Origin of the sequence: Streptomyces herbicida, assembly GCF_032656585.1 — a bacterium.
Classification (GTDB): Bacteria; Actinomycetota; Actinomycetes; order Streptomycetales; family Streptomycetaceae; genus Streptomyces; species Streptomyces herbicida.
On sequence record NZ_JAUYWJ010000002.1, the window covers coordinates 46048 to 71082 of the forward strand.

A 25035-nucleotide genomic window follows, 5' to 3' on the forward strand; every position below is an offset into this window, starting at 1 on the left:
GAAGGCGAACCGGCAACCCCGCTCAGCTTTTTTCGAAACGGAACCCGACCCCGCGCACGGTCGCGATGTACCGGGGATTGGCCGCATCGTCGCCGAGCTTCTTCCGCAGCCACGAGATGTGCATGTCCAGCGTCTTGGTCGAGGACCACCACGTCGTGTCCCACACCTCGCGCATGAGCTGGTCCCGGGTGACGACCCGGCCCGCGTCGCGCACCAGGACCCGCAGCAGGTCGAACTCCTTGGCGGTGAGCTGGAGTTCCTCGTCGCCCATCCACGCGCGGTGCGACTCGACGTCGATCCGCACGCCGTGCGTGGCCGGCGGCTGCTGCGGCTCGGCGGCGCCGCGCCGCAGCAGGGCCCGGACACGGGCGAGCAGTTCGGCGAGCCGGAAGGGCTTGGTGACGTAGTCGTCGGCGCCCGCGTCGAGGCCGACGACGGTGTCCACCTCGTCGGCCCGCGCGGTCAGGATGAGGATGGGCACGGTGTGGCCCTCGGCACGCAGCCGACGGGCGACCTCCAGGCCGTCCATGCCGGGCAGGCCCAGATCCAGCACGACCAGGTCGACGCCGCCCTGCATTCCGGCGTCGAGCGCGGTGGGTCCGTCCTCGCGCACCTCGACCTCGTAACCTTCCCGGCGCAAGGCGCGGGCCAGCGGCTCCGAGATGGACGCGTCGTCCTCGGCGAGCAGTACACGGGTCATGAGGTGATGGTAGTCCGCCCGCCCGTAGTGCTGGGGTGTGATCGGCTGGCTGGATTCTTACCTTGGGGCACAGTGGTACGAACCTATGGCCGAGAGGTGCGATCGTAGGAGAGACCTTCGAAATCAGGTGCGGGGTTCCTGCGACACCTGTGATCCGTGTCTCAAGTCCTTCCATATCCGGCACTGTCCTGACGTACAGTGACCTGGAACGCCTGTAGTACACCAATGACCTTTGGCGGGCACTTGACGCTGAAGGTCTCTTTTGTGTGCGGGCCGGTCCTCCACCGGCCTTGAAAGGAACGACCTCTGGCCGGGCTCCGTACGCATGACGCGTCATGGGGCGTGGATCCCGGTGGCCGCCGTCCGCCGCTCCGCGATCCGGAGCGGACTCCCCTCGGGCGTGGGGGTGGACGTGCCGACCCCGCCGGTGCCGGCCACTCCCCCACCGGGCGCGCAACGCTCCAACGCGCGTCCCGACCAGCAAGGAACGACCATGGCGTCCAGCCTGACGAAGGACTCGGTCCACCCGGGCACCCCCGGTTCCGAGAAGACCTTCTTCGGCCACCCCCGCGGACTGGCCACCCTCTTCATGACCGAGATGTGGGAGCGGTTCTCCTACTACGGCATGAAGGCCCTGCTCCCGCTGTACCTGGTCGCTCCCGGCGGCCTGCACATGAGCGCGGCCACGGCGACGGCGATCTACTCGGTGTACCTGTCGCTCGTGTACCTGCTCGCCCTTCCGGGCGGCTGGTTCGCCGACCGTGTCCTCGGCCCCCGCAAGACGGTCGCCGTCGCGGGCACGATCATCATGCTCGGTCACCTGACCCTGGCCCTGCCGACCGCGGGCACCTTCTTCGCGGGCCTCGGCCTGGTCGCCGTCGGCTCCGGTCTGCTGAAGGCCAACATCTCCACGATGGTCGGTCACCTCTACGACGGTCCGGACGACCCGCGGCGTGACGGTGGCTTCACCCTCTTCTACATCGGCATCAACCTGGGTGCCTTCGCCGCTCCGCTGGTCATCGGCACCGTCGGTGAGAACTACAACTGGCACCTGGGCTTCGCGCTCGCCGCGCTCGGCATGGCGCTGGGCCTGACCCAGTTCCTGCTCGGCACCCGTCACCTGAACTCGCGCTCGGACATCGTCCCGACGCCGCTCACGGACGCCGAGAAGAAGGCCACCCTGGCCAAGGCCGCCCTGTGGGCGGGCGTCGCGGCCGTCTTCTACCTCGTCGTCGGCGTCTCCGGCGTCTACACGCTGAACTGGCTGCTGGTCCCGATCACCATCGCGGGTCTGGTCATCCCGGTCATCGTCATCGCCCGTATCAAGCGGGACAAGGACCTGGACCGCGCCGAGCAGTCCAAGATGAGCGCCTACATCTGGTTCTTCGTCGCCGCCGCCGTGTTCTGGATGATCTACGACCAGGGTGGCTCGACGGTGTCCCTGTTCGCCGACTCCTCGGCGAAGAACACCATCTTCGGCTGGGACTTCCCGGTCTCCTGGTACCAGTCCGTCAACCCGGTCATGATCATGGCGTTCGCGCCGGTCTTCGCCTGGATGTGGCTGGCGCTCGCCCGTCGTGGCAAGGAGCCGAGCACCGCGGTGAAGTTCGCGGGCGGTCTGGTCCTGATCGGCGCGTCCTTCTTCCTGTTCCTCGCCCCGCTGGGGATCGCCGACGGCGGTCACAAGGCGGCCGCGATGTGGCTGGTCGGCATCTACTTCGTGCAGACCGTCGGTGAGCTGCTGCTCTCCCCGGTCGGCCTCTCGGTCACCACGAAGATGGCGCCCGCGAAGTACGCCTCCCAGATGATGGGTGTCTGGTTCCTGGCCGTCACCGCCGGTGACGCCACGACCGGTCTGCTCTCCATCGCCGGTGTCGACCTGAACAAGACGGGCATCGTGACCCTGCAGGCCGTCCTCGCCGTGCTCGCCGGTGCGGCGGTGTGGATGTACCGCAAGAAGGTCAAGGAGCTCATGGGCGACGTGCACTGACGCACGTCCCAGGCTGGACGGAGGGCCGCCGCATCCCTGTGGATGCGGCGGCCCTCCAGGTTTTCCGGCGGGTCCGCAGGTCTTTCAGCGGGTCCGCCGGCCCGGCATGAACGTGAACACCGCCGCGCCCAGCAGGATCGCCGTGCCCGCCACCAGGCCGAGGGCCTTGAGGGCGCCGTGGTCGCCGGAGCCCGTCTCGGCCAGGCCGCCGCTGCCGCTGCTCCCGCCGGAGGACGAACCGCCGGAGGACGTGCCGCCCGAGGCGCCGCTCGCCTGCTGCGAGGTGTCCAGCGTGAGGGAGACCTCCGACCTGGTCGGCGTGCAGGTCGTGGTCGTACCCAGGGCCTTGATGGTCAGGACACCCGGGGACAGGGTCGAGGAGCCGCTCGCCCCCGGCTTGTAGGTGCCCGTCAGATCGGGGATCTCGATCGGGTCGCCGGACTTGATGGCGGAGGAGTTCGTCGGGCCCTCCACATGCACCGTGCCCTTGTCGGCGCCGCCCAGGACCACCTCCATCGACGGCTTCACGGAGTCCTTGGGGATGTCGGCCGGGCTGTCCATCACCGACTTCTTGAACTGCACGGTGAGGTCGAAACTCCCGCCGTTCTTCTTGGCGTTGATCTGCACCGGCGAGGTCGCGTTCTTGTCGCCGATGGGCGTCTTGCAGGCGTAGGGAACCTGGACCTCCTTGCCGGTGAAGTCGGTCTGGCCGGTGCCGTCGCTCGGGCTCGCCGAGGCCGAGGCGGTGGAGGTGCTCGACTGGGTGGGCGTCGCCGACTGTGAGGTCGAGGTCGTCGGCCCCGGCGTCGTACTCGACGAGCTGCCGCTGCCCGCCGTCACCTCGATGGTCGCCGCCTTCTGCACCGTCTCCTTCGGCGTGCACTTGGTGTCGGTCGACATGGCGTTGACGGTGTACGCGTCCGGCGTCAGCGTCACCGCACCGGGTGCCGTCAGCTTCAGGGTGCCCTTCATGTCGGACAGCACCATGGCGCCGCCCTTGGGGATCGCCGGGTTCTGCCGCGGCCCCTGCATCGCGATGTCGGCACTCTGGGCGCCGGCCGCCTTGAGGATCCCGGACGGCTGGACCGAGTTCGCGGGCAGGTCGATGATGTCGGGGTTCTTCGACGCGGCCTGCACGAACTTCCACACCACGTCGACGGTGTCGCCCACCTTCGCGGTGGCGGGCGCGGTGATCTCGACCTTGGTGGTGCCGTCGACGGGGTCGATGCCCGCGGGCGGCACGCAGTGCGTCGCGAACGACACCTCGGCGGCCTGGGCCGGCGTCGCGGCCACACCCAGCAGGACCGCCGCCCCGCCGAGCGCCAGCGCGGCCCCCACCGCGCCCGCTCTGCGTACGCCGCCGCCGACCGGTGTGACTCTCCTTCGCATGCTCACGTGGGTCCCTTCGTGGTGGGAGTCGTAGGACTCGTCGGGCTGTCGTCGTGCGGTGCGGAGAGCCGACCGGCCGCCGTGCCCGGATCGGAGTCCGGGGTGAACCACGGCAGGGTCGAAGACTGGTCGGGTGCGCCGTCCGGCGTGCCGAACCTCGGCAGCCGCCAGGCCGGCCGGGAGAGACGGGGTCCGCGGTTGCGGGCCGCGCCGCCGGTCCCGCGCGGTCGCACCCGGTCCACCACCGCCATCCCGGCACGGAACACCGCGGCCGGTACGACGAGACAGACCAGGATCCAGAACAGGGTCACGCCCCACGGCCGCCCCACGCCCCACGGCTGCTCGGCGAGAACCTTGCCGCCGTACTTGAGGGAGACGGTGTAGTCGCCGTGCGCCCCGGCCGCGAGCTCGACAGGCAGTGTGATCCGCGCCTTCCTGCCGGGCCCGAGGGTGCCGCGCCACTGCTGGTCGTCCCACTCCGGGGCGAACACGCCGTGCGCGGTGCCGACCTGGAAGACGGGGTTCCTGACGGCGGAGGAACCGACGTTGCCGACGGTGAAGACCAGCGTGCGCGACGGCGGGGCGCCGAACCAGGTCAGCAGCCCGCCGGCTCCCTCCAGCCGGGTGTCGGTGAGGATCGACAGCCGCCCGCCGGACGGCTCGGCGGGCAGCGGCTCGACGGCGTGCCCGGCGACCTGGAGGACCGCGTCCGCGTCGGCCTTCGCCCCGGTCACCGTGGCCACGTGCACCACGCACGGGCACGGCACCGGCGGCTCGGCGACCGGCAGCTTCTTGCTGAAACCGCCCCTGGTGTCGGTGGTGACGGCCCTGCCGTCGCCGTTGGCGCAGGAGTTGGTGCCGCCGATCACGCCACGGGACGGGGTGGCCTGACCGCAGATCAGCATCATCAGCAGCACGTGCGGGCGCCAGCCGCTGCCGCTGACGGTGACCGAACCACCGGTGCCCGCCTGGGAGTCGGAGAGCTCGACGGTCGGTCCGTCCGCCGCCCTCGCCCCGCCCGCGAGCGGCAGCAGGAGCAGTGCGAGCACCGCCACCAGCGCCGGAATCCGCACTCTCCCGCTCACGTCAGCACTCCCGTCGACTCGGCTTCCAGGCTCGGCGGTTGTGCCTCGCTGCCGGTCGTACGACGCGTGCGCCGCCGTACGACGAACACCGCGGCCGCCCCGGCCCCCAGGGTCGATCCCGCCGCCACGCCGCCCCAGGGCACGAACCGGACCGACGCGCTCGCCGTGTCCCGCGCCCCGCCCGACGCGGTCACCGTCAGCCGTACGTCGACCGCGTCCAGCGCAGGCCGGTCGGGCCACGGCTCGTCGAGCCGCAGGCGCCGGCCCGGGGGCAGCCGGACCGGCAGAGTGTGCGGGGCGCGTTCCAGGACCGGTCCGAAGAGCCCGTCCGCGCGCACCGCGAGTTTCGGTACGAGGACCGTCGTACCCCGGTTGACCAGCTCGTACGTGATGCGGTCGGCGTGCACGGCCAGGTGCTCGACGGTCAGCGCGGACAGTGCGGGACCGGCGACGCGCAGGCGGACCGGGACGGTCGCCGTACGGCCGCCGCCGTCCCGCGCGGTGATCGTGCCCGCCCGGTCGCCGGGCGCGGCGCCCGCAGGGACGGCCACCGTGAAGGGGACGTCGGCCCGGGTGCGGGCGGGGACGCTCAGCCGCGGCTCGGCGAAGGTGACCCGGACTCCGGTGCCGCTCAGCCGTACCGTGACCGGCCGTGCACCGCGGTTGGTCACGGACACCGTGTCCTGCTGGACCGTCCCGGGCGCGCCCTCGGCGTAGAAGGACGGGCGTCCGCCGCCCGAAGGCGCGACGGACCAGCCGCTGGGGCCTGTTGCGAAAGTCCCGTCGTTCGCCCGGAGGACGGGCCCGGCGGCGTCGCAACAGGCCCTGGCCGCCTCGGCCGGCGCGGCGCCGAGCAGGGGCAGGAGGGCCAGCGCGGCAAGGGCGGGCACGAGGGACGGGCGGGGGACACGGGCGGCGGACGGCATCGGCGGCTCCAGCGGTCAGACCCGGGTGTTCAGCGGCGTACGGCCTGATTCCGCCGCGTCAGCCACAGCGCGCCCGCCGCCCCGGCGAGAAGAACGGTGCCGCCGAGCGTGCCGAGGGCGACGACCGAGTCCTCGGGGCCGGTCCTCGGGAGCGGGCCGCCGGAGTCGGTGCCGCTGTCGGACGTCGTGGAGGAGGATCCGGCGGAGCCGCCGGCCGCGGTGACGTCCAGGGTCAGGGACGGCTTGGGGCTGTTGGCCGGCGTGCAGGTCGTCGTCGTGCCGAGCGCCTTGATGGTGAGCACGCCCGCGGTGAAGGTGACCTTGCCGGTCTTCCTCGGTGTGTAGGTGCCGCTCAAGTCATTGATCTTGATGGGGGTGTTGGCCGGGATCGCGCTCTGGTTGGCCGGACCCGACACGGCCAGCGTGCCGCTGTCCGCGCCGCCCAGCTTGATGGTGGCGCTCGGGTTCATCGCACCCTTGCCCAGCTCGACGGGGCTGGAGGAGACGCCCTTCTGCCAGGACATGGTGATCTTGTAGCCGCTGCCGCTCCTGACGCCCTTGATGTCGATGGGCGAGACGGCGCTCTTGTCGCCGATGGGTGTCTTGCACTGGTAGTTGACGTCGACGACCTCGGCGTGGGCCGCGGGGGCGGCCAGCAGCACCGCCGACCCGGCCAGCGCCGCGGCGGACACGAGCGCGGCTGTTCGTTTCGGGTACGACACGGTCCACCCCATTCCTGACGGTACATCAGATCGGCCGTCAAGGTACGCCCGGGGCCGTGAGGAGGGAAGACAAGGCGCACGCCGGAGTTGTGACGATCCGGCGTGCGCGGGAGGGGGTTCGAGTGGAGAGGGTGACCGCGGGTAACGGGGTCAGGCCGGTGCGCCCAGCTCGGCCCACACCGTCTTGCCGGACACACCCGGGGTGCGGACGACCCCCCAGTCCAGGCACAGCCGCTGCACGATGAACATCCCGTGGCCGCCGGGGCGGCCGGCGCGGTGCGGGGTACGGGGGGCCGGCTGGCCGGTGCCGCGGTCGGTGACCTCGATGCGGATCACCTTGTTGTCGCGAGCGAGGAACAGGTCCTCCGGGCCCTCGGCGTGCAGACAGGCGTTGGTGACCAGCTCGGAGACGACCAGCAGGACGTCCTCGGCGGCGGCCCGCTGATCGGCGCCGGCGGCGGGCAGCCAGCCCCACGCGTACAGCGCCTGGCGGGTGAAGTCACGGGCGAGGGGGACGACCCCGCTCTCGCCGCCCAGGCGCAGCCTGCGGACCTGACGGCCCCGGCCCTCCTGGCCACTCCCCGGACCCTGGCCCCGATGACCCTGGCCGTTGTGGCGGTCCTCCGCCGGCGCGGACGGTGCGGCCGTTTCCCCCGTGGACGCGCCGACCGCCGGCGCTCCCCCCTCGGACGCCCCGGAAGCGCCACTTGGCTCCGGGCCGCGGTCGCCCGGCGAGCAGGGCCGGGTGGTGCTCATCAGCGCTTCACCTCACCGATTCACCAGTTCAAGATTCACACGATTCAGAATTCTCGGTCGGTCGGTACCAGTCGGTACGCAGGTCGTACACAGGGTGTTCGCCGGTTCCACGGCGCCCCGAGGCCAACAGGTCCAGCATGTCTCCTGCCCGGCGGATCCGGCGGAACACCCCCCATTGCGGTGTGACCGGTGCGACGACCGGGACGACCGCGGCGGGGGACGGCCGGTGACGGCTCAGCCGGCCTCGTCGGCCAGGGCCGCCTCAAGGGAGTCGTGAACGGTGAAGACCGCATCCGCCCCTGTGATCTCGAACACACGGGCCACCACGGGGAGCATCCCCGCCAGGTGCACCCCGCCACCGGCGGCCTCCGCCTTCAGACGGGCCCCTAGCAGCACGTTCAGGCCCGTGGAATCGCAGAACTCGAGCCGTGAACAGTCCACGACGAGTCGCGAGAAGCCCTTCGCGAGGAGATCCTCGAGCGGCTCGCGCAAGAGATCGGCGGTGTGGTGATCGAGCTCACCCGCCGGCGTCACGACGGCGCTGGAGCCCTCTTCCCGCACCTCCACCAGTAGTCGGCCCGACTGTGCGCTGCCGACCGTCCCGCGGTCCATGCCGTCTGTCTCCCGAGGTCGTGGCTGCTGTCTGACTTCCTGCGGATGTGCTGTCCGCACTCCGGCCGGTGTCCTGTCGACATCCGGCCGGTGCCCTCGAACATTACGCCTTCCATTCGCACTCCGACACCCGAACAACCTCTCAGTATTGGTCATATCACCTCATACCGCACTTGCCATGGGCTTGGGGGAGCCGGTAGGGCTAGTAGGGACAAGAAACCGACACGGCCGGCTTTGGAGGCGCCGCACACCGTAGTGCACGTATGGCTTCGGCAGCCTTATGCCGAGAACGATGGAGGACACCCATGTCACCCCGGCTCGACGCATCGCACACCTGGACGGCGACGTCGACACCCCCACCGGAACAGCTGGATCCCATCGGCGGGCTCCCCGAGATCCCCCCGTACGACGAGGTCGGGCCGGTGGACGCACGGGCCCTGTCCAAGACCCTCTTCGAGCGACTCGAGTCGCTGGAGGAAGGCACGCACGAATACGCGTACGTCCGCAACACGCTGGTCGAACTCAACCTCGCGCTCGTCAAGTTCGCCGCCTCCCGCTTCCGCTCCCGCAGCGAGCCGATGGAGGACATCATCCAGGTCGGCACCATCGGCCTGATCAAGGCGATCGACCGCTTCGAACTGTGCCGCGGCGTCGAGTTCCCGACCTTCGCGATGCCGACCATCATCGGCGAGATCAAGCGGTTCTTCCGGGACACCTCGTGGTCCGTGCGCGTCCCGCGCCGGCTGCAGGAGCTGCGGATCGACCTGGCCAAGGCCGGTGACGAGCTGGCCCAGCGGCTGGACCGCGCGCCGACGGTCGCGGAGCTGGCGGAGCGCCTGGGCCTCTCGAACGACGAGGTGCTCGAGGGCATGGCGGCCTCCAACGCCTACACCGCCTCCTCGCTGGACGCCCAGCCCGAGGAGGACGACTCCGAGGGCGCGCTCGCGGACCGCATCGGCTACGAGGACCACGGGCTCGAAGGCATCGAGTACGTCGAGTCGTTGAAGCCGCTGATCGCCGAACTCCCGTCCAGGGACCGGCAGATCCTCTCCCTGCGCTTCGTCGCCGGCATGACCCAGTCGGAGATCGGCGACGAGCTCGGTATCTCCCAGATGCACGTGTCACGGCTGCTCTCGCGGACGCTGGTGCGACTGCGCAGGGGGCTGACGGTGGAGGAATGAGCCTCCGTCCACACCTCGAGCGGTCCGGCCGGGTGCCGGACCGCTTCGTTTTCCGGACTACGGCACCGCGCGGACCGGAGGACTCACAGAGGTCTCACCGGTTACCCGGAGAAACGTCTTTCCCCCAAGCCCCCTCTCCACCACTATGGGCCCCCAAACTGGCCAGTACGTCAAGACAGCGTGTTCGGCCACACCGGGTGCGAGGAGGCGCAGCGATGGCTCAGGGGGACCGGGCCGACGACCGGGACGAGAACGCGGGGGTACCGGACGCTCGGCTGACCGAGCTGCTGCGCGCCCGGCCCGCGGCCGCGTACCCGGCGCTGCGGGAGATCCGCCGGCGCCACCACGACGCGGTCCACGGCTACGCCCGGCTGTGCGCGTCGAGCGAGTCGTCGGCCCGGCAGCTGGCGGCGCAGACCTTCACCATGCTGGCGCGCGAGACCGCACGCGGGGTGGAGCCGCAGGTGCCGCTGCGCCATCAGCTCCTGCTGCTGACCTGCCGGTCGGCCGCGTCCTGGGCCGGTGACGAGCGCTCGGCGGGCCTGGACCCCGGCCTCCTCCTGGTCCTGAACACGACCGCCGCCCCCGGGGGCCCGACCCCTCCCCTGCTGGCGCCCTTCCGCTCCCTCCCCTCCCGCACCCAGGGACTGATCTGGTACGGGATCGTGGAACAGGAACCCGAGGAGAGCACCGCCGCCCTCCTCGGCCTGACCCACGAGGACGTGCGGTTCGGCACCCCACAGGCGCTCCAGGCCATGGCCCAGGCCTGTCTGAAGCACCGGCTGGCCGCCTCCGACGACCCGCAGTGCGGGGACTTCCGGCGGCTGATCGAGGAGTCGGTACGGCCGGGCACTCCCCGCTACAGCTCCGATCTGCACACCCACATGGCGCACTGCGCCCACTGCACGGCCGCGTACGAGGACCTCGCCGCCCTGCGCGACGCCCCGCGGGCGGCGCTGGCGGAGGGACTGCTGCCCTGGGCCGGGACGACGTACGCGCGCAACGCCGCCCCGACCGCCGAAGCGAACCAACCGCAGGAGAAGCGGAGTCGGCCCGCGTCCCGGCGCGTGGTCCTCACCTCGGTCGCGCTGGGCGTGGCCATGGCACCGCTGCTGGTCTTCGCGCTGGCGCAGTCCGGCTCGCCCGGCCGGCGTCCGACGGCGGCCACGCTGCCGCCCTCGAGCCCGCCGGTCACGGTGACGGCGACGGTCTCCGTACCGGCCCCGTCACCGACCAGCAAGTCCCCCTCGCCGACGAAGACTTCACACCCCCCGAAGAGCCCGTCCGCCACACCGAAGCCGAAGCCGAAGCCCAAGCCGACGCCGAAGCCCACTCCGTCCCCCACGCCGTCGGCTCCGGGCAGCGCCTTCGCCCAGGTGGTGAACGCCGCCAACGGCCGCTGTCTGGACGTCCGGTACGGCGACTTCGAGAACGGCACGGACGTCATCACCGCCTCCTGCGACGGCTCCCCCACACAGCGCTGGCGCGTCGACACCGACCGCGGTGTCGTCCAGTCGGCCGCGGACCCCGACTTCTGCCTGGACAGCCGGGGTGACGTCGACCGGGGCGTCGGTATCTGGGGGTGCGACTCGGTCTACGGCCGCAACGGTGACAACCTGCGCTTCACGGTCGACTCGGACGGTGTCATCCGCCCGGCGATCGCCGTCGAGACGGCGGTCACGCCGGACTGGGGTGACGGGGTGTCGCTGGAGTGGCTGAGCGGAGACGCGGACCAGCAGTGGCAGGCCGGAGCCCGCTGAGGCCCGCCGGGGCCCCGGGCCCAGGCCCGGGACCGGCTCTCCGGTCAGACGACGCGCACGCCGCGCTGCCACACACCGCTGACGAGGGGCACGCCCGGCCGGTAGGCCAGGTGCACATGGCTCGGCGCGTCCAGCAGGGTCAGGTCGGCGTACGCGCCCGGGGTGAGACGGCCGATGTCGTCGCGGCGCAGGGCCGCGGCCCCGCCCGCCGTCGCCGACCACACCGCCTCGTCCGGGGTCATCCTCATGTCCCGTACCGCCAGCGCGATGCAGAAGGGCACCGAGGACGTGAAGGACGAGCCCGGGTTGCAGTCCGTCGAGAGCGCCACCGTGACACCGGCGTCCAGGAGGCGCCGGGCGTCGGGCCACTCGGCGCGGGTGGAGAACTCTGCGCCGGGGAGCAGCGTGGCGACCGTGCGGCCGCTCGCCAGGGCGTCGACGTCCGCGTCCGTGAGGTGGGTGCAGTGGTCGGCGCTGGCCGCGTCCAGTTCGACGGCGAGCCGGACGCCGGGGCCGTAGGAGAGCTGGTTGGCGTGGACGCGGGGCTGGAGGCCCTTGGCCATGCCCGCGGTGAGGATCGCCCGCGCCTGGTCACCGTCGAAGGCGCCCTTCTCGCAGAAGACGTCGATCCAGCGGGCGTGCGGGGCGCAGGCATCGAGCATCTCGCCGGTGACCAGGGCGACGTAGGCGGCCGGGTCCTCGGCGTAGTCGGGCGAGACGATGTGGGCGCCGAGGTAGGTGACCTCGTCCGTGTGCGCGGACGCGATGCGCAGGGCGCGGGACTCGTCGGCGACCGTCAGGCCGTAGCCGGACTTCGTCTCGAACGTGGTCGTGCCCTGGCGCAGGGCCTCGGCGAGGTAGCGGGTGAGGTTCGCCTCCAGCTCCTCGTCCGTCGCGGCACGGGTGGCCGCGACGGTCGTCCGGATGCCGCCCGCGCTGTACGCCCGCCCCGACATCCGGGCGTTGAACTCCTGCGTCCGGTCGCCCGCGAAGACCAGGTGGGAGTGGGAGTCGACGAAGCCCGGCAGCACCGCCCGGCCCCCGGCGTCGACCCGGTTGTCAGTGGCGGGTGCTTTGCTGGATTCACCGGTCCACACGACACGGTCCCCGTCGATGACGACGGCCGCGTCCTGGATCAGACCGAGGGGAGAACCGTCACCTAGGGAGGGATCGTTGGTGACCAGCGTGGCGATGTTGGTGATGGCGGTGCTGCTGCTCATGGTGTCCTCAGGGATGACGGTGGGATTCAGCCGCGCAGGGCTTCGACGGCCGCTGCCAGCGCTGACGGCACATCCGGTACGAGGGTGTGGGCGCCGTCGCGCACGACATGGCGGCCGCCCACCAGCGTGTGCCGCACGTCCGCCGCGGAGGCGGCGAATACGGCTGTCTCCGCGCCGAGTCGCGGGAGCGGCCCCGCTGTCCTGACCGAGTCGAGGGAGATCGTCGTCAGATCGGCGAGCGCACCGGCCTCGATGGTGCCGGCCTCGCCCCAGCCCAGGGCCGCATGACCGTCCGCCGAAGCCGCGCGCAGCAGTGCCGCGGCCGTCCAGTGGCCCCGGGAGCGGGTGCGCAGCCGCTCGTTCAGCTCCATCGCGCGTGCCTCTTCGAGCAGGTCGATGACCGCATGGCTGTCGGAGCCGAGCGAGAGGGGGGAGCCCGCGCGCTGGAGGGCCACGGCGGGGCCGATGCCGTCGGCCAGGTCGCGTTCCGTCGTCGGGCACATGCAGGTGCCGGTGCCGGAGCCGCCGAGCAGGGCGATGTCCTCGTCGGTGAGGTGCGTGTTGTGGACGCCGGTGGTGCGCGGGCCGAGGACGCCGTGGTCGGCGAGGAGCCGGGTGGGGGTACAGCCGTGCGCCTCCTGGCAGGCGTCGTTCTCGGCGGTCTGCTCGGACAGATGCACATGGAGCGGGGCCCGCCGCTCCTCGGCCCACCGTGCCACCGTCGCCAGCTCCCGCGCGGGCACGGCCCGCACGGAGTGGATGGCCGCCCCGATCCGTGCGTGATCCCGTTCCTTGAGAACTGAACAGCGTTCGGCCCAGGCCTCCGCGCTGCCGTCAAAGAAGCGCAGCTGGTGGGTGTTGGGCGGCTGCCCGAAGCCGGAGGACAGATAGGCGGTGTCGAGGAGGGTGATGCGGATACCGGCTTCGGCGGCGGCCGCGATGAGCGCCTCGCCCATGGCGTTGGGGTCGGCGTACGGGGTGCCGCCGGGCGCGTGGTGCACGTAGTGGAACTCGCCGACCGCCGTGACACCCGCCAGCGCCATCTCCGCGTACACGGCGCGGGCGAGGGCGTGGTAGGTCTCGGGGGTCAGGTGGTCGGCGAACGAGTACATGACCTCGCGCCAGGTCCAGAAGGTGCCGGAGCCGACCTGGACGGTGCCGCGCAGGGCGCGGTGGAAGGCGTGGCTGTGGGCGTTGGCGAGCCCCGGGAGGGTGAGGCCGCGGAGGATCTCGGCACCGGGGGGCGGGGTGGGCACGTCGGTGCGGACGGCGGTGATACGGCCGTCCGAACCCGCGGCACCGCCGCCGATCGACACCGTGACGGCCACGCCCGGCTCGACGTGGGTGTCGAGCCAGGCGTGCTCCAGCCAATAGGTCCGTGTGGTCACCTGCGGGCCAGCCCTTCCAGTACGTCGGCGAGCGCGGTCACCCCGGCCACACAGTCGTCCTCGGCCGCGAACTCGGCCGGGGAGTGCGAGACGCCGGTGGGGTTGCGCACGAACAGCATGGCGGTCGGAATGCTCCCCGAGAGGATTCCGGCGTCGTGTCCGGCGCCGGTTCCGAGGACGGGCACCCTCAGGTCGGTGTCCTTGCCGAGGATGCGGGCGAGTTCGTCGCGCAGGGCGTGGTCGAACTCGACGACCGGCGTGAAGGACTCACGGACGACGTCCAGGTCGACGCCGTGCGCGGCGGCGTACTCGCGGGCCGCCTTCTCCACGCCGTCCACGACGGTGTCGAGGGTCTCCTGGTCGGCGGCCCGGGAGTCCAGCCAGCCGCGCACCAGGGAGGGGATGGCGTTGACGCCGTTCGGCTCGACGGCAATCTTGCCGAAGGTGGCCACGGCACCGGCGAGTTCGGCCTCACGACGGGCGGCGAGCACGGTCTCGGCGTACGACAGCATCGGGTCGCGCCGGTCCACCAGCCGGGTCGTGCCGGCGTGGTTGGCCTCGCCGCGGAAGTCGAACCGCCAGCGGCCGTGCGGCCAGATGGCGCCGGCGATGCCGACCCGGTCACCGCTCAGGTCCAGTGCCCGGCCCTGCTCGACGTGGAGTTCGACGAAGGCGCCGATCCGGGCGAGCCGCTCCGGGTCCGGCCCAATGGCGTCGGGGTCGTACCCGGCGGCCTCCATGGCCTTCGGGAGGCTGATCCCGTCGCCGTCGGTCAGCCGGTGCGCCTGCTCGACGGTGAGGTGTCCCGCGGTGAGCCGCGACCCGACACAGGCGAGCCCGAACCGGGCGCCTTCCTCGTCGCCGAAGTTCACGATGGCCAGGGGCCTGCTGAACTCCGTTCCCCTCCCCCGCAGCTCATCGAGAGCCGCGAAGGAGGACACGACGCCGAGGGGCCCGTCGAAGGCCCCGCCGTCCGGCACGGAGTCCAGGTGCGACCCGGTGACGACGGCGTCGCCCGCGGCGGGGTCGCCGAGCCAGGCCCACTGGTTGCCGTTGCGGTCGACCTCGTACGCGAGCCCGCGCGCCTGGGCCTGCGCCTTGAACCACTCCCGGCACTCGGCGTCGGCACCGGTCCAGGCGTAGCGGCGGTAGCCGCCGGAGGCGGAGCTGCGGCCGATCGGCAGCAGCTCCGCCCACATGCTGTGGAAGGTCACGCCTGGTCACCCTCGCGCATGGGCACCCGGACACCGCGCTCGGCCGCCACCGACTCCGCGATGTCGTATCCGGCGTCCACGTGCCGGATGACGCCCATGCCGGGGTCGTTGGTGAGGACGCGGCGGATCTTCTCGCCGCCGAGCTCGGTGCCGTCGGCGACGGTCACCTGGCCGGCGTGGATGGAGCGGCCCATGCCGACGCCGCCGCCGTGGTGGATGGAGACCCAGGAGGCACCGGAGGCCACGTTGACCATCGCGTTGAGCAGCGGCCAGTCGGCGATCGCGTCGGAGCCGTCGAGCATGGCCTCGGTCTCGCGGTACGGGGAGGCGACGGAGCCGCAGTCCAGGTGGTCGCGGCCGATGGCCAGCGGGGCCGCCAGCTCGCCGGAGGCGACCATGTCGTTGAAGCGCTCGCCGGCCTTGTCGCGCTCGCCGTAGCCGAGCCAGCAGATACGGGCGGGCAGGCCCTGGAAGTGGATGCGCTCGCCGGCCATCTTGATCCAGCGGTGCAGGGACTCGTTCTCCGGGAAGAGCTCCAGGATCGCCTTGTCGGTCTTGGCGATGTCCGAGGCCTCGCCGGACAGGGCGGCCCAGCGGAAGGGGCCCTTGCCCTCGCAGAACAGGGGGCGGATGTAGGCGGGGACGAAGCCGGGGAAGGCGAACGCCCGGTCGTAACCGGCCAGCTGGGCCTCGCCACGGATGGAGTTGCCGTAGTCGAAGACCTCGGCGCCGGCGTCCATGAAGCCGACCATCGCCTCGACGTGCTTGGCCATGGACTCGCGGGCGCGGGTGGTGAAGCCGGCCGGGTCCTTGGCGGCGGCGGAGGCCATGTCGTCGAAGTCGACTCCGACCGGGAGGTACGACAGCGGGTCGTGGGCGGAGGTCTGGTCGGTGACGATGTCGATGGGGGCGTTCATGGCCAGCAGCTGCGGGACCAGCTCGGCCGCGTTGCCAAGGACGCCGATGGACAGCGGGCGGCGGGCGTCGCGGGCCTCGGTGGCCAGCTGGAGGGCGTGCTCCAGGCTGTCGGCCTTCACGTCCAGGTACCGGTGCTCGATGCGCCGCTCGATGGCGCGCGGGTCGCAGTCGATGCAGATCGCGACGCCGTCGTTCATCGTCACGGCGAGCGGCTGGGCGCCGCCCATGCCGCCGAGGCCGGCGGTCAGGGTGATCGTGCCGGCGAGGGTGCCGTCGAACTTCTTCGCGGCGACCGCGGCGAAGGTCTCGTAGGTGCCCTGGAGGATGCCCTGGGTGCCGATGTAGATCCAGGAGCCGGCGGTCATCTGGCCGTACATGGTCAGGCCGAGGGCCTCCAGACGGCGGAACTCCTCCCAGTTGGCCCAGTCGCCGACCAGATTGGAGTTGGCGATCAGGACGCGCGGGGCCCATTCGTGGGTCTGCATGACGCCGACCGGGCGGCCGGACTGGACCAGCATGGTCTCGTCCTGCTTGAGGGTGCGCAGCGTGCGGACCATGGCGTCGAAGGAACGCCAGTCACGGGCGGCCTTGCCGGTGCCGCCGTAGACGACGAGCTTGTCGGGGTGTTCGGCGACCTCGGGGTCGAGGTTGTTCTGGAGCATCCGCAGGGCGGCCTCCTGCTGCCATCCCAGGGCGCTCAGTTCCGTACCGCGCGGCGCTCGTACGGGGCGGGGTCCTGACATGGTCTGCCTCCTAGCGGATTGCTCCCAGTGGATTTGTTACTGCGGATATTCACATCCTGGCGCTCTGAATAGAACTAGTCAATACATCGGCGTGCCGGCATCTGCGCGTCGCGGGTGTTTGGCTGGATGCATGGGTGCGGACAGCGACAGGACGGGGGACGTCGTGGGCAGCGGTGACACCAGGTACGAGGGCGGCGGGCCCGGGGACGACGCGGAGCGGGTCGCCCGGCGCGACGAGGCGGTGCGGGCCGCGGTGGAGCGGGGGCTGGTCGGGCCCTCGGCACCCGTCGCCGGGCTGCTGGACGTCACCGGCATCCGGGAGTCGGCGGCGGCACTGCGGGCGGCGTTCGAGGCGGCGGTGGCACCGGGGACGCCGGTGCTGCACGCCTTCGCGGTGAAGGCGACCCCGCTGGTGCCGGTGCTGCGGCTGCTGGAGCAGGAGGGCATGGGCGCGGAGGTGGCCAGTCCGGGCGAGCTGGCGCTGGCGCGGGCCGCCGGGACCCCGCCGGCCCGCACCGTCCTCGACTCGCCCGCCAAGACCGGGACCGAACTGCGCGAGGCACTGGCGCTGGGGATCGCGGTCAACGCGGACAGCCCGCAGGAGCTGGACCGCATCGACGCGCTGATGCGGTCGGCCCCCAGCCGCTCCCCGCTGGGAATCCGGGTGAATCCGCAGGTCGGCGGTGGTTCGATCGAGGCGACCTCGACGGCGACGGCGACCTCGAAGTTCGGGGTGGCACTGCGCGACGAGGGGGCCCGGGAGTGGGTCGTACGGGCGTACGCGGACCGTCCGTGGCTGACCCGGCTGCACGCGCACACCGGCTCGCAGGGCATTCCGCTGTCGCTCATGGCGCAGGGCGTGGCGGAGACGTACGCGCTCGCCGAGGAGATCAACGCGCGCGCGGGGCGGCGGCAGATCGACACGCTCGACATCGGCGGCGGGCTGCCCGTGAACTTCGTCTCGGACGTGACGACGCCGACGTACGCGCAGTACGCGCGACTGCTGGGCGAGGCGGTGCCGGGGCTGTTCGACGGGCGGTACGGGCTGGTGACCGAGTTCGGCCGGTCGCTGCTGGCCAAGCACGGGACCGTGGTGGCACGGGTGGAGTACACCAAGAGCGCCGGCGGGCGGCGGGTCGCGGTGACGCACGCGGGCGTGCAGGTGGCGACGCGGACGGTGTACGTGCCGGGGGCGTGGCCGCTCAGGATCGCCGCGTACGACGCGAAGGGGCGCCCCAAGCCGGGGCCCGAGGTGGTGCAGGACGTCGCGGGTCCCGCCTGCTTCTCGGGCGACCTGCTCGCCGAGGGACGCGCCCTGCCGCTGCTGGAGCCGGGCGACTACGCGGCGGCGCTGGACACGGGTGCGTACTACTTCGCCCATCACTACGCGTACAACTCCCTCGTCCGGCCCGGGATCCACGGCTTCGCGCCGGACGGGTCGGGGGGCGTGGCCTTCGCGACGGTGCGCGAGCCGCAGACGCTCGACGAGATCGTGGCCGATTCGGGAGGGGCGCACGCGTCCGCCCTCACCACCCTTCGGGGGTCAGGAAGCCGTTGACACACCCCGACTGCTACGACGATCAACTGATGTGACAAGCAGGCAAGTTGACCCACCCTAGTCGACGGACGCATGTTCCACCGGAAAATGCCAGAAGACTCACTCTCCCCGCACACGTTGCGTAGTGTCTCCGTCACTCAGCCGGAGTTCCAGGTGGGAGGGGAACCGCGGTGCCCGGAATCGACGAGTGCCTGCTGGAAGCGATGCGACTGCCCGGTGCCCGGGGCGCGGCGCTCGTGGACTGGACGAGCGGACTGGCCCTGGGCACCGTCGGGGAGGCTCCCGGCGGTGACCACGAGACGACCGCGGCCGAGGCCGCCGAACTGGCCCGGCTGGCCGCCGAGCACGGGGCGTTCGCGTCCGGCGACCCGGACGGCGAACGGCCACCGGTCGAGGACCTGATCGTCAGCAACCGGGACAGCTACCACCTGCTGCGGTTCGTGGTCACGTCCTTCGACAGCACGGTGTTCCTGCATCTGTGGCTGGCCAGAGAGGACGGCAATCTCGCGCTCGCCCGCATCCGGCTCGGCGAAATGGCGGATCGGCTGGTGCTGGCATGACCGTGGTCGGGACGCCTCCGCCCCTGCCCGTACGGGACAAGGTGGCCGCACGGGAGCACGGCCAGCGCGCCCTCTCGCCGATGCTGACCCGGCTCGCCGACGAGCGGGCCACCGGCGTCCTCGTCCGCGAGCACGGCAGCCTCCACCTCGCCGAGGGCCGCGTGGTGCACGCCGAGAGCCCCCTCGCCCCGGGCCTCGACGTGCTCCTCACGGCCCACGGCACGCTCGACGCGGCGGACTGGCTGCAGGCGGCGGGCAGGGCCGACGGCGCGCCCGGCACCGCCCGCCGGCTGCTCGAGGCCGGCCGGCTGACCACGGGCACGCTGGAGCTGTGCCATCTGGGCGCGCTGTACGACGCCGGGTACTTCGCCCTGGCTCCCAGCAGCACCCCGGGCCGTTTCCGGTACGGCGCCACGCCCCGCCCGGCCACCCTGTGCCCGGTGCCGGTCATCGCCCTGGAGCGCGAGACGCTGCGCCGCCGCGCCCTCCTGCACCGGATCTGGCCGGACCCGACGACCGACAGCGGCCCGCTGATCCGGGCCGACCCGGTGGCGGCTCCGCCGGTCTCGGCCCGCCAGCAAGCGGTCCTGGAGCGGGTGAACGGCGTCCGCACGGCCCTGGACATAGCCCGGGAGCTGGGCCGGAAGGCGTTCCACACGCTGGTGGACATACGCCGGCTGGCGGCGGCGGGACTCGTCTCGCCGGGTCCCACGGTGCCCGGACCGGCACCCCCGCCCCTCCCCCAGGTCACCGACCCCGACATCGCGCTGCTGAAGAGGCTCAGGAATGCGCTGGAGGCCCTTTGAACGGCAACGACCCGCCGAGAGGAGAGATCTGATGGCGGCTGAGCCCGACATCCTGGACGAGCTGCGCCGGCTGCGCAGCCGCGTTCCCCAGCTCACCGGCGCCCTGGCCGCCGGTGTGGACGGCCTGGTCGTCGCCCAGGACGCCCCCGGCGTCGATCCGGAGAGTCTGGCCGCGCTCACCGCGGCCGCGCTCGGCATCGCCGTGCGGATGGCGGACGCCACCGGGCAGGGCGAATTCCGGGAACTGCTGGTCCGCGGTGTGGACGGCTATATCGCCACCTACGCGGCGGGCCATACGGCGGTCCTGACACTGCTCGCCCAGGACCGGGTCAACGTCGGCCGGCTGCACCTGGAGGGCCGCCGGGCCGGTGCCCGGATCGGGGAGCTGGTCGACGCGGCCGAGGCCGCCGCGGCCAAGCGAGCGGCGCGAGCCGGCCCCGCGGCCAGGAGCACCGCCGTGCGCACGAGACCGACCCGCACACCACGAACCACCACCAGCGAAGCGCGCCCGGCGACCGACGCGCGCACCGCAACCGACAGTTGAGAAGCAGCAAAGGAAAAGAGGCAGCACGATGGCCAACACCGAGACCGCGCTCAAAGAGGCCCTCACCTCCATCGAGGGTGCCACCGGAGTCGCGCTCGTCGACTACACCAGCGGCATGGCCCTGGGCACGATGGGAGGCAGTAAGAGCTTCGACCTGAACGTGGCCGCCGCCGGCAATACGGACGTGATCCGCGCCAAGATGCGCACCATGGAGCACCTCGGCCTCAAGGGCGAGATCGAGGACATCCTGATCACGCTGTCCAGCCAGTACCACCTGATCCGGCTGCTCAAGGGGCGCGGCGGCAACGGTCTGTTCCTGTACCTGGTCCTTGACCAGTCCCGGGCCAACCTGGCGATGGCCCGGCACCAGCTCAAGAGGATCGAGGAGGACCTGGAGGTCTGAGTCAGACGAGCGCCGCGGTGCGGCGGCGGGCCCCGCCCGGGGCCGCGTCGCCCGCCGCGATGCCGGTCCCGCGGTAGGCCTTGACCGCCCTGCCCGCGGGACGCCCGCTGCGCCCGTCGAGCCAGTCGACGCGCAGCCACAGCAGTGTGTCCTCGGCCCGCTCGCGGCGGCCCAGCCAGGCGGCCTTCAGCCGTAGCCCGGTGCCGGTTCCGGCCAGCAGCATGCCGCCAGCCGCCGGCACGGCGAAGGAGCTGCCGAGCGCGACGGCGAAGGCGAGCAGCAGCCACCAGCGGTGGCCCCGGCGCCAGTTGCGCACGGTCACCGCACGGTCCTGGAGCACATCGTGCTTACCCGCACGGGCCGTGCCCCGGGCCAGGGCGGCGTAGCGCCGACGGCGCGCGTACGCCACGACGGCGGCGCCGATGAGGAAGAGTGCGGCCCCGGCCATGACGCCGATCCGGCGCCCGGTCACCCCAGGCGGCAGGACGCCGATGCCCGCCGCGACCACTCCGCACCACCACAGCGGCGCCGCCCCGGCCCGTACGACGACGGCCACCCGGGCCAGGCTCTGTCCTCCGCGTACTCCGCGTACTCCGCGTGCTCCGCGCGCCACGCTCCGCCTCCTCGTCCTTGCGGCACAGTCCCGTCGGGCGGGCACGCTAGCGAGCCGACGTGAGACGAGTCTGAGAACGGCGCGACGGGAGCCGCCGGGTCACTCCACGAACAGCCCCCGTGCCGCCGCCCGCGCGTCGAACTCCTCCAGCCGGGCCTGCGCGTCCGGCAGGTCGTCGCACATGGCCTCCAGCAGCACCCGTCCCAGCAGCATGGGCGCGCACGCGGTGTCGAAGGCGAGCCCGGTGCCGACGGCGGCCGGCAGCAGCAGGTCGGCGTGCTTGGCGACCGGCGCGAAGGCCGAGTCGGCGACCGCGACGACCGACAGCCCGGACTCCTTGGCGTACGCCAGGGTGTCGACGACCTCGCGCGGATGCCGCGGCAGCGCGAAGCACAGCAGGGCCGAGGCGCCCGCGCGCACGGCCGCGTCGATACGGTCGTGGACCATCGTGCCGCCCTGGTCGAGCAGCCGGACGTCGGGGTGGACCTTGGCCGCGAAGTACGCGAAGCCGTAGGCCTGGGAGGCCGCGGCCCGCAGTCCGAGCACGGGCAGCGGGCGGGAGGCGGCGAGGATGCGGCCGGCCTTCTGCACCGGCCGCGGGTCGGCCAGCACCTCCGCCAGGTGCCGCAGGTTCTCGATCTCGGCCTCGACGGCCTGCTGGTACTCGTTGTACGAGCCCGGGCCCACGGCGGGTTCGGCGGGCACGACCTCGCGCAGATGCCTGCGCAGGGCCGGGTAGCCGTCGAAGCCGAGGGCGACCGCGAAGCGGGTCACGGACGGCTGGCTGACCCCGGCGAGTTCCGCCAGCTCCACGCTGGACAGGAACGGCACGTCGGCGGCCCGCCGCACCATGCTGTGCGCGATGCGACGCTGGGTCGGTGTGAGCCGGTGCCCCTCGAAGAGCGCCTGCAGCCGTGTGGCAGGGCTGTCCGTCACACCCGTACTCCTGTCGACGCTCATGTCCCGCTCCCCCTCCAGATGTCCGTGAACCGGTCAAGCAGTGCGGCCGCCGACGTCACGTCGTCCGTGAGCGGGCGGTCGGCCGGGTCCTCGTCGAGCACCGACTCGGCGAGCGCCAGCGCCCGCCCGGCCGGAAGCTCCGGGTCGGGCTTCAGATCCCGCTGGCGCAGCGCCCGTACGGCGGCCACGAGTTCGCAGCCGACCACCAGACGGTACGCACCGCAGGCACGCAGCGTCTGGCGGGCGGCCAGCGAGGCGAAACTTGCCTGTTCCTCGACGCCCCGGGAGAGTACAGCGTGCCCGAGCGACGCGGGGGCCGAGAAGGCCCGCAGATCGCCGAGGGCGGCCCCGGCCGCGTACTCCAGGATCATCACGCCGGACGAGGCGGGCTCGTGATTCGCCAGAAACGGGCGCAGCCGGGTGTAGGCGGGCTCGTTGAGGGTGGACAGGCGGGACGTCGACAGGCGGGCCACCTGGGTGACCGCGAGCCTGAAGTGGTCCAGGGCGAGGGCGAGTTGGGCTTGGTAGAAGCCGCCGTGGTGATAGGCGGCCAGGTCCTCGGGGGAGATGAGCGGGTTCTCCGCGGCCGCGTTGATCTCCACGGTCAGCACCTGCTCCAGCGCGTCCGCCGCGTCATGGGCGGGGCCGTGGATCTGGGGCAGACAGCGGAAGCCGTAGGGGTCCTGGATCCGGCCGAGCGGGGGCACCGGCCGGTCGGCTGCGCCGGTCAGCTGCCGCATCCGCCGGGCCACCTCGACACTGCCCCGGTGCGGTCGGGCGGCATGGACGGGGGCGGCGTACGCCTCGTGCGAGCCGTCGACGGCGAGCAGCGAGAGGGCGGCGACGACCTGGGTGGCCTCGATGAGCCCGCGCAGCTCGTTCAGGGCGAGCGCGGACTGGCCGAGGGTGAGCGCGTTGCTGCTGATCAGGGCGAGGGCGTCGTTGTTGTCCAGGGGCTGGGGCGCGGGCGGCCCGGCGCCCCGCCACGGGTGCTCCCCGACCAGCGCGAGCCCGGTCTGTGCCAGCGCCGCGATGTCGCCGGTGCCGACCGAGCCGAACTCGTTGACGACCGGATACGCACCCGTCTCCAATGCCTCGCACAGGGCCGTGATCACGCCGGGCCGCAGCCCGGCGCCGCCGGCGAGCAGCTGGTTGGCGCGGATGGCGAGCATCGCCCGCACCTGGCGGGCCGGCAGCTCCGCGCCGATGGCGCCGGCGTGGCTGCGCAGCAGGCGCAGCCCGTGTCCGGCGGCGGCTTCGGTCGGCACGTCCTCGTTGCGGTTCGCGCCCACGCCGGTGGAGCGGCCGTACACGCGTCCGGTGGCCGCGATCTGCCGGGCGGCGTTCCAGGACTCCTCCGCGCGCCGCATCGCGTCGCTCCCCGGAACGGGCCGCACGGCGCCGTCGGCGAGACGCACGACGTCCTCGACGCCGAGGCCGGTCCCGTCGAGGAGCACGAGTCCGGAGTGCACGGATGCGGGTGCGTCCACCATGCCCCTCTCTATTCAGCCAACCTATTCACTCAACTAGAACTCTGCATGATGCTATGCAGACGGGCAAGGGACACCAAGAGTCGTTAAACAGCCACGCACTGTGATCCCACGGGTGCTTACGGTGATGGTGCGCTGCAAGCACGACACCGGAGGAAGCGCCATGGCCTCCAACCGCAGGACCTTCCTGGCCGCCACGGCCGTCGGCGCGCTGGCCGCCGCCCCGCCGCCGACCGCCACCGTCCCCCGTCCCTGCCCGGCCACCGCTCGCGCGGCACTCGACCAACTGCTGGCCGGCAACCGGCGCTTCGCCGCCGGACGCCCCCTGCACCCCCACGAGTCGGGAGGGATACGCCGGGCGCTCGCGGCCGGGCAGCAGCCGTTCGCGGTGATCGTCGGCTGCATCGACTCGCGCGTACCGCCGGAGCTGGTCTTCGACCAGGGGCTCGGGGACCTGCTGTGCACCCGGACCGCCGGCGAGGTGCTCGACGAGGCGGTGCTCGGGTCCATCCAGTACGGCGTGGAGGAACTGCGCATCCCGCTGGTGCTGGTCCTCGGGCACGAGCGGTGCGGGGCGATCGCGGCGACGCTCGACCATCTGCGCTCCGGGGTGCCCGTGCCGGGACACCTGGAGCTGCTGGTGGCCGAGATCGCCCCGGCCGCGCACCGCACCCGCGCGGTCCCCGGCGACTGGGCCGAGCACGCCATGCGGGCCCACACCGCCTGGGTCCGGGACGTCATCCGCGCCGACCCGGCCTTCACCGCGGCCCATGTCGACGCCGCACGCTTCGACCTCGACACCGGGCTCGTCAACCTGCTGCCCTGACAGCCCCAGCACCGACCGGGGGGCTATCCCCAGTGCGGCGCGGACCCCGACTCCCTAACGTGGCCCGTATGACGGGAATGGAAGCGCAGGACGCCGACCTGAAGAAGGACCTCGACGCCACTTTGCGGGCCCGTAGGGAACTCGGCGAGGAGTACGAGCCGGCGCTGGTCGACTCCTTCCTGGAGAAGGTCGACCAGCGGATCGACACCGCGGTCGAGCGTCGGCTGCGCCGGCAATTCGCCGAGCAGCAGATGCAGGTCGCCCGCGGGGCCAGGTCCGCGAAGGGCACGGACTCATGGGGCGAGCGCTTCGGCTTCGCCATCGTCTCGCTGGTGCTGGCGATCCCGCTGTCCGCGATCGGCGGCGCCCTCGGGAACCTGCCCGGGCTCTTCGCCGCGTGGATCGGCATCGTCGGCGTCAATGTGGTCCAGGCCGTGCGCCTCAACCCCGGGCTCTTCTCGGGGCGGCGGTCGGACCGGTCCGGCGAGCTCTAGGGACGAACCGGTCCGGCGAGCCTTGAAGGCGAACGGGCGAACCTCAGAAGGGACCCGGGTTCCACCCGGACAAAAGATTGTGCGCGGGGACCGCCGCACCCCCGTTGCCGGGGGTCGGGACGACGACGGTCCCCGCGAGGGACGCGGGCCGGGTCAGGGCCGGGCTGCGCGTCCGTG

Annotated in this window: 24 protein-coding genes; 10 read left to right on the top strand and 14 right to left on the bottom strand. The window is 72.3% G+C overall.

Going from position 1 to position 25035, the window contains the following annotated elements; genetic code table 11:
• Nucleotides 1-22: 22 nt before the first annotated feature.
• Entirely contained in the window at nt 23-700 is a 678-nt protein-coding gene (locus Q8A52_RS03895; protein WP_018566970.1) for a response regulator transcription factor, read from the bottom strand.
• Between the two features lie 493 nt (nt 701-1193).
• On the opposite strand from Q8A52_RS03895, the gene Q8A52_RS03900 reads away from it, so the two are divergent.
• Entirely contained in the window at nt 1194-2690 is a 1497-nt protein-coding gene (locus Q8A52_RS03900) for an oligopeptide:H+ symporter (RefSeq protein ID WP_316748842.1), read from the top strand.
• 84 nt (nt 2691-2774) lie between these two features.
• Here the strand turns inward: Q8A52_RS03900 and Q8A52_RS03905 are convergent, their stop codons facing one another.
• The 6 genes from Q8A52_RS03905 to Q8A52_RS03930 form a co-directional block, all read right to left on the bottom strand.
• Entirely contained in the window at nt 2775-4085 is a 1311-nt protein-coding gene (locus tag Q8A52_RS03905) for a hypothetical protein (RefSeq protein WP_316748844.1), read from the bottom strand.
• Complete coding sequence (locus Q8A52_RS03910) at nt 4082-5164, bottom strand: hypothetical protein (protein ID WP_316748846.1); 1083 nt, start codon at nt 5162-5164, stop codon at nt 4082-4084. Before Q8A52_RS03910 ends, Q8A52_RS03905 begins: the two co-directional genes overlap by 4 nt.
• A complete protein-coding gene (locus tag Q8A52_RS03915; RefSeq protein WP_316748848.1) occupies nt 5161-6090 on the bottom strand; it encodes a hypothetical protein in 930 nt (309 codons plus the stop codon). The genes Q8A52_RS03910 and Q8A52_RS03915 overlap by 4 nt, the downstream gene beginning before the upstream one ends.
• A gap of 29 nt (nt 6091-6119) precedes the next feature.
• Entirely contained in the window at nt 6120-6812 is a 693-nt protein-coding gene (locus tag Q8A52_RS03920) for an LPXTG cell wall anchor domain-containing protein (RefSeq protein ID WP_316748850.1), read from the bottom strand.
• Between the two features lie 150 nt (nt 6813-6962).
• The gene (locus Q8A52_RS03925; protein WP_316748851.1) at nt 6963-7568 is read right to left on the bottom strand and encodes an ATP-binding protein; all 606 of its coding nucleotides are present in this window, start codon (nt 7566-7568) and stop codon (nt 6963-6965) included.
• 234 nt (nt 7569-7802) lie between these two features.
• On the bottom strand, nt 7803-8180 hold the full coding sequence (locus tag Q8A52_RS03930; RefSeq protein WP_316748853.1) for an STAS domain-containing protein: 378 nt from the start codon (nt 8178-8180) through the stop codon (nt 7803-7805).
• Nucleotides 8181-8485: 305 nt separating this feature from the next.
• Between Q8A52_RS03930 and Q8A52_RS03935 the strand changes: the two genes are divergently transcribed.
• Both Q8A52_RS03935 and Q8A52_RS03940 read left to right on the top strand, forming a co-directional pair.
• On the top strand, nt 8486-9361 hold the full coding sequence (locus tag Q8A52_RS03935; protein ID WP_316748855.1) for an RNA polymerase sigma factor SigF: 876 nt from the start codon (nt 8486-8488) through the stop codon (nt 9359-9361).
• 215 nt (nt 9362-9576) lie between these two features.
• Nucleotides 9577-11121 carry an RICIN domain-containing protein gene (locus tag Q8A52_RS03940; RefSeq protein ID WP_316748857.1) on the top strand — a complete coding sequence of 515 codons (1545 nt, stop codon included), beginning with the start codon at nt 9577-9579 and terminating at the stop codon, nt 11119-11121.
• A gap of 44 nt (nt 11122-11165) precedes the next feature.
• On the opposite strand, the gene hutI is transcribed toward Q8A52_RS03940, so the two are convergent.
• Genes hutI through hutU form a run of 4 tightly spaced genes read right to left on the bottom strand, consistent with a single transcriptional unit; the run spans nt 11166 to nt 16604 of the window.
• The gene (gene hutI, locus Q8A52_RS03945; protein WP_316748859.1) at nt 11166-12341 is read right to left on the bottom strand and encodes an imidazolonepropionase; all 1176 of its coding nucleotides are present in this window, start codon (nt 12339-12341) and stop codon (nt 11166-11168) included.
• A gap of 26 nt (nt 12342-12367) precedes the next feature.
• Nucleotides 12368-13729 carry a formimidoylglutamate deiminase gene (locus Q8A52_RS03950; protein WP_316748861.1) on the bottom strand — a complete coding sequence of 454 codons (1362 nt, stop codon included), beginning with the start codon at nt 13727-13729 and terminating at the stop codon, nt 12368-12370.
• A complete protein-coding gene (locus Q8A52_RS03955; protein WP_316748862.1) occupies nt 13726-14943 on the bottom strand; it encodes an allantoate amidohydrolase in 1218 nt (405 codons plus the stop codon). Before Q8A52_RS03955 ends, Q8A52_RS03950 begins: the two co-directional genes overlap by 4 nt.
• Entirely contained in the window at nt 14940-16604 is a 1665-nt protein-coding gene (gene hutU / locus Q8A52_RS03960) for a urocanate hydratase (RefSeq protein ID WP_316748864.1), read from the bottom strand. The genes Q8A52_RS03955 and hutU overlap by 4 nt, the downstream gene beginning before the upstream one ends.
• Before the next feature lie 130 nt (nt 16605-16734).
• On the opposite strand from hutU, the gene Q8A52_RS03965 reads away from it, so the two are divergent.
• The 5 genes from Q8A52_RS03965 (at nt 16735) to Q8A52_RS03985 (ending at nt 20475) form a co-directional block, all read left to right on the top strand.
• The gene (locus tag Q8A52_RS03965) at nt 16735-18162 is read left to right on the top strand and encodes a type III PLP-dependent enzyme domain-containing protein (RefSeq protein WP_316748866.1); all 1428 of its coding nucleotides are present in this window, start codon (nt 16735-16737) and stop codon (nt 18160-18162) included.
• Nucleotides 18163-18332: 170 nt separating this feature from the next.
• The gene (locus tag Q8A52_RS03970; protein ID WP_316748867.1) at nt 18333-18722 is read left to right on the top strand and encodes a hypothetical protein; all 390 of its coding nucleotides are present in this window, start codon (nt 18333-18335) and stop codon (nt 18720-18722) included.
• Nucleotides 18719-19528 carry a transcriptional regulator gene (locus Q8A52_RS03975; protein ID WP_316748870.1) on the top strand — a complete coding sequence of 270 codons (810 nt, stop codon included), beginning with the start codon at nt 18719-18721 and terminating at the stop codon, nt 19526-19528. The genes Q8A52_RS03970 and Q8A52_RS03975 overlap by 4 nt, the downstream gene beginning before the upstream one ends.
• Before the next feature lie 31 nt (nt 19529-19559).
• Nucleotides 19560-20072: a roadblock/LC7 domain-containing protein gene (locus Q8A52_RS03980; RefSeq protein WP_316748872.1), complete on the top strand. Its 513-nt coding sequence runs from the start codon at nt 19560-19562 to the stop codon at nt 20070-20072.
• A gap of 28 nt (nt 20073-20100) precedes the next feature.
• Nucleotides 20101-20475 (top strand): roadblock/LC7 domain-containing protein, encoded by a 375-nt coding sequence (locus Q8A52_RS03985; RefSeq protein ID WP_316748874.1) that lies wholly within the window; start codon nt 20101-20103, stop codon nt 20473-20475.
• Nucleotide 20476: 1 nt separating this feature from the next.
• Here Q8A52_RS03985 and Q8A52_RS03990 read toward each other — a convergent pair whose 3' ends face one another.
• From Q8A52_RS03990 to Q8A52_RS04000, 3 genes are all read right to left on the bottom strand, one after another.
• Nucleotides 20477-21031: a hypothetical protein gene (locus tag Q8A52_RS03990; protein WP_316749938.1), complete on the bottom strand. Its 555-nt coding sequence runs from the start codon at nt 21029-21031 to the stop codon at nt 20477-20479.
• 156 nt (nt 21032-21187) lie between these two features.
• Nucleotides 21188-22048 carry a MurR/RpiR family transcriptional regulator gene (locus tag Q8A52_RS03995; RefSeq protein ID WP_316748875.1) on the bottom strand — a complete coding sequence of 287 codons (861 nt, stop codon included), beginning with the start codon at nt 22046-22048 and terminating at the stop codon, nt 21188-21190.
• Nucleotides 22045-23541: an aromatic amino acid ammonia-lyase gene (locus Q8A52_RS04000; RefSeq protein WP_316748878.1), complete on the bottom strand. Its 1497-nt coding sequence runs from the start codon at nt 23539-23541 to the stop codon at nt 22045-22047. Before Q8A52_RS04000 ends, Q8A52_RS03995 begins: the two co-directional genes overlap by 4 nt.
• Before the next feature lie 160 nt (nt 23542-23701).
• On the opposite strand from Q8A52_RS04000, the gene Q8A52_RS04005 reads away from it, so the two are divergent.
• Both Q8A52_RS04005 and Q8A52_RS04010 read left to right on the top strand, forming a co-directional pair.
• Nucleotides 23702-24364: a carbonic anhydrase gene (locus Q8A52_RS04005; protein WP_316748880.1), complete on the top strand. Its 663-nt coding sequence runs from the start codon at nt 23702-23704 to the stop codon at nt 24362-24364.
• 77 nt (nt 24365-24441) lie between these two features.
• Complete coding sequence (locus Q8A52_RS04010; protein ID WP_316749940.1) at nt 24442-24858, top strand: hypothetical protein; 417 nt, start codon at nt 24442-24444, stop codon at nt 24856-24858.
• The last annotated feature ends 177 nt before the right edge of the window (nt 24859-25035 follow it).

Excerpts from the sequence above, each read along its gene's own strand:
- Q8A52_RS03895 (WP_018566970.1), bottom strand. The coding sequence starts at position 700 with ATGACCCGTGTACTGCTCGCCGAGGACGACGCGTCCATCTCGGAGCCG.
- Q8A52_RS03900 (WP_316748842.1), top strand. The coding sequence starts at position 1,194 with ATGGCGTCCAGCCTGACGAAGGACTCGGTCCACCCGGGCACCCCCGGT.
- Q8A52_RS03915 (WP_316748848.1), bottom strand. The coding sequence starts at position 6,090 with ATGCCGTCCGCCGCCCGTGTCCCCCGCCCGTCCCTCGTGCCCGCCCTT.
- Q8A52_RS03925 (WP_316748851.1), bottom strand. The coding sequence starts at position 7,568 with ATGAGCACCACCCGGCCCTGCTCGCCGGGCGACCGCGGCCCGGAGCCA.
- Q8A52_RS03930 (WP_316748853.1), bottom strand. The coding sequence starts at position 8,180 with ATGGACCGCGGGACGGTCGGCAGCGCACAGTCGGGCCGACTACTGGTG.
- Q8A52_RS03935 (WP_316748855.1), top strand. The coding sequence starts at position 8,486 with ATGTCACCCCGGCTCGACGCATCGCACACCTGGACGGCGACGTCGACA.
- Q8A52_RS03940 (WP_316748857.1), top strand. The coding sequence starts at position 9,577 with ATGGCTCAGGGGGACCGGGCCGACGACCGGGACGAGAACGCGGGGGTA.
- hutI (WP_316748859.1), bottom strand. The coding sequence starts at position 12,341 with ATGAGCAGCAGCACCGCCATCACCAACATCGCCACGCTGGTCACCAAC.
- hutU (WP_316748864.1), bottom strand. The coding sequence starts at position 16,604 with ATGTCAGGACCCCGCCCCGTACGAGCGCCGCGCGGTACGGAACTGAGC.
- Q8A52_RS03965 (WP_316748866.1), top strand. The coding sequence starts at position 16,735 with ATGGGTGCGGACAGCGACAGGACGGGGGACGTCGTGGGCAGCGGTGAC.
- Q8A52_RS03975 (WP_316748870.1), top strand. The coding sequence starts at position 18,719 with ATGACCGTGGTCGGGACGCCTCCGCCCCTGCCCGTACGGGACAAGGTG.
- Q8A52_RS03980 (WP_316748872.1), top strand. The coding sequence starts at position 19,560 with ATGGCGGCTGAGCCCGACATCCTGGACGAGCTGCGCCGGCTGCGCAGC.
- Q8A52_RS03985 (WP_316748874.1), top strand. The coding sequence starts at position 20,101 with ATGGCCAACACCGAGACCGCGCTCAAAGAGGCCCTCACCTCCATCGAG.
- Q8A52_RS03995 (WP_316748875.1), bottom strand. The coding sequence starts at position 22,048 with ATGAGCGTCGACAGGAGTACGGGTGTGACGGACAGCCCTGCCACACGG.
- Q8A52_RS04000 (WP_316748878.1), bottom strand. The coding sequence starts at position 23,541 with ATGGTGGACGCACCCGCATCCGTGCACTCCGGACTCGTGCTCCTCGAC.
- Q8A52_RS04005 (WP_316748880.1), top strand. The coding sequence starts at position 23,702 with ATGGCCTCCAACCGCAGGACCTTCCTGGCCGCCACGGCCGTCGGCGCG.
- Q8A52_RS04010 (WP_316749940.1), top strand. The coding sequence starts at position 24,442 with ATGGAAGCGCAGGACGCCGACCTGAAGAAGGACCTCGACGCCACTTTG.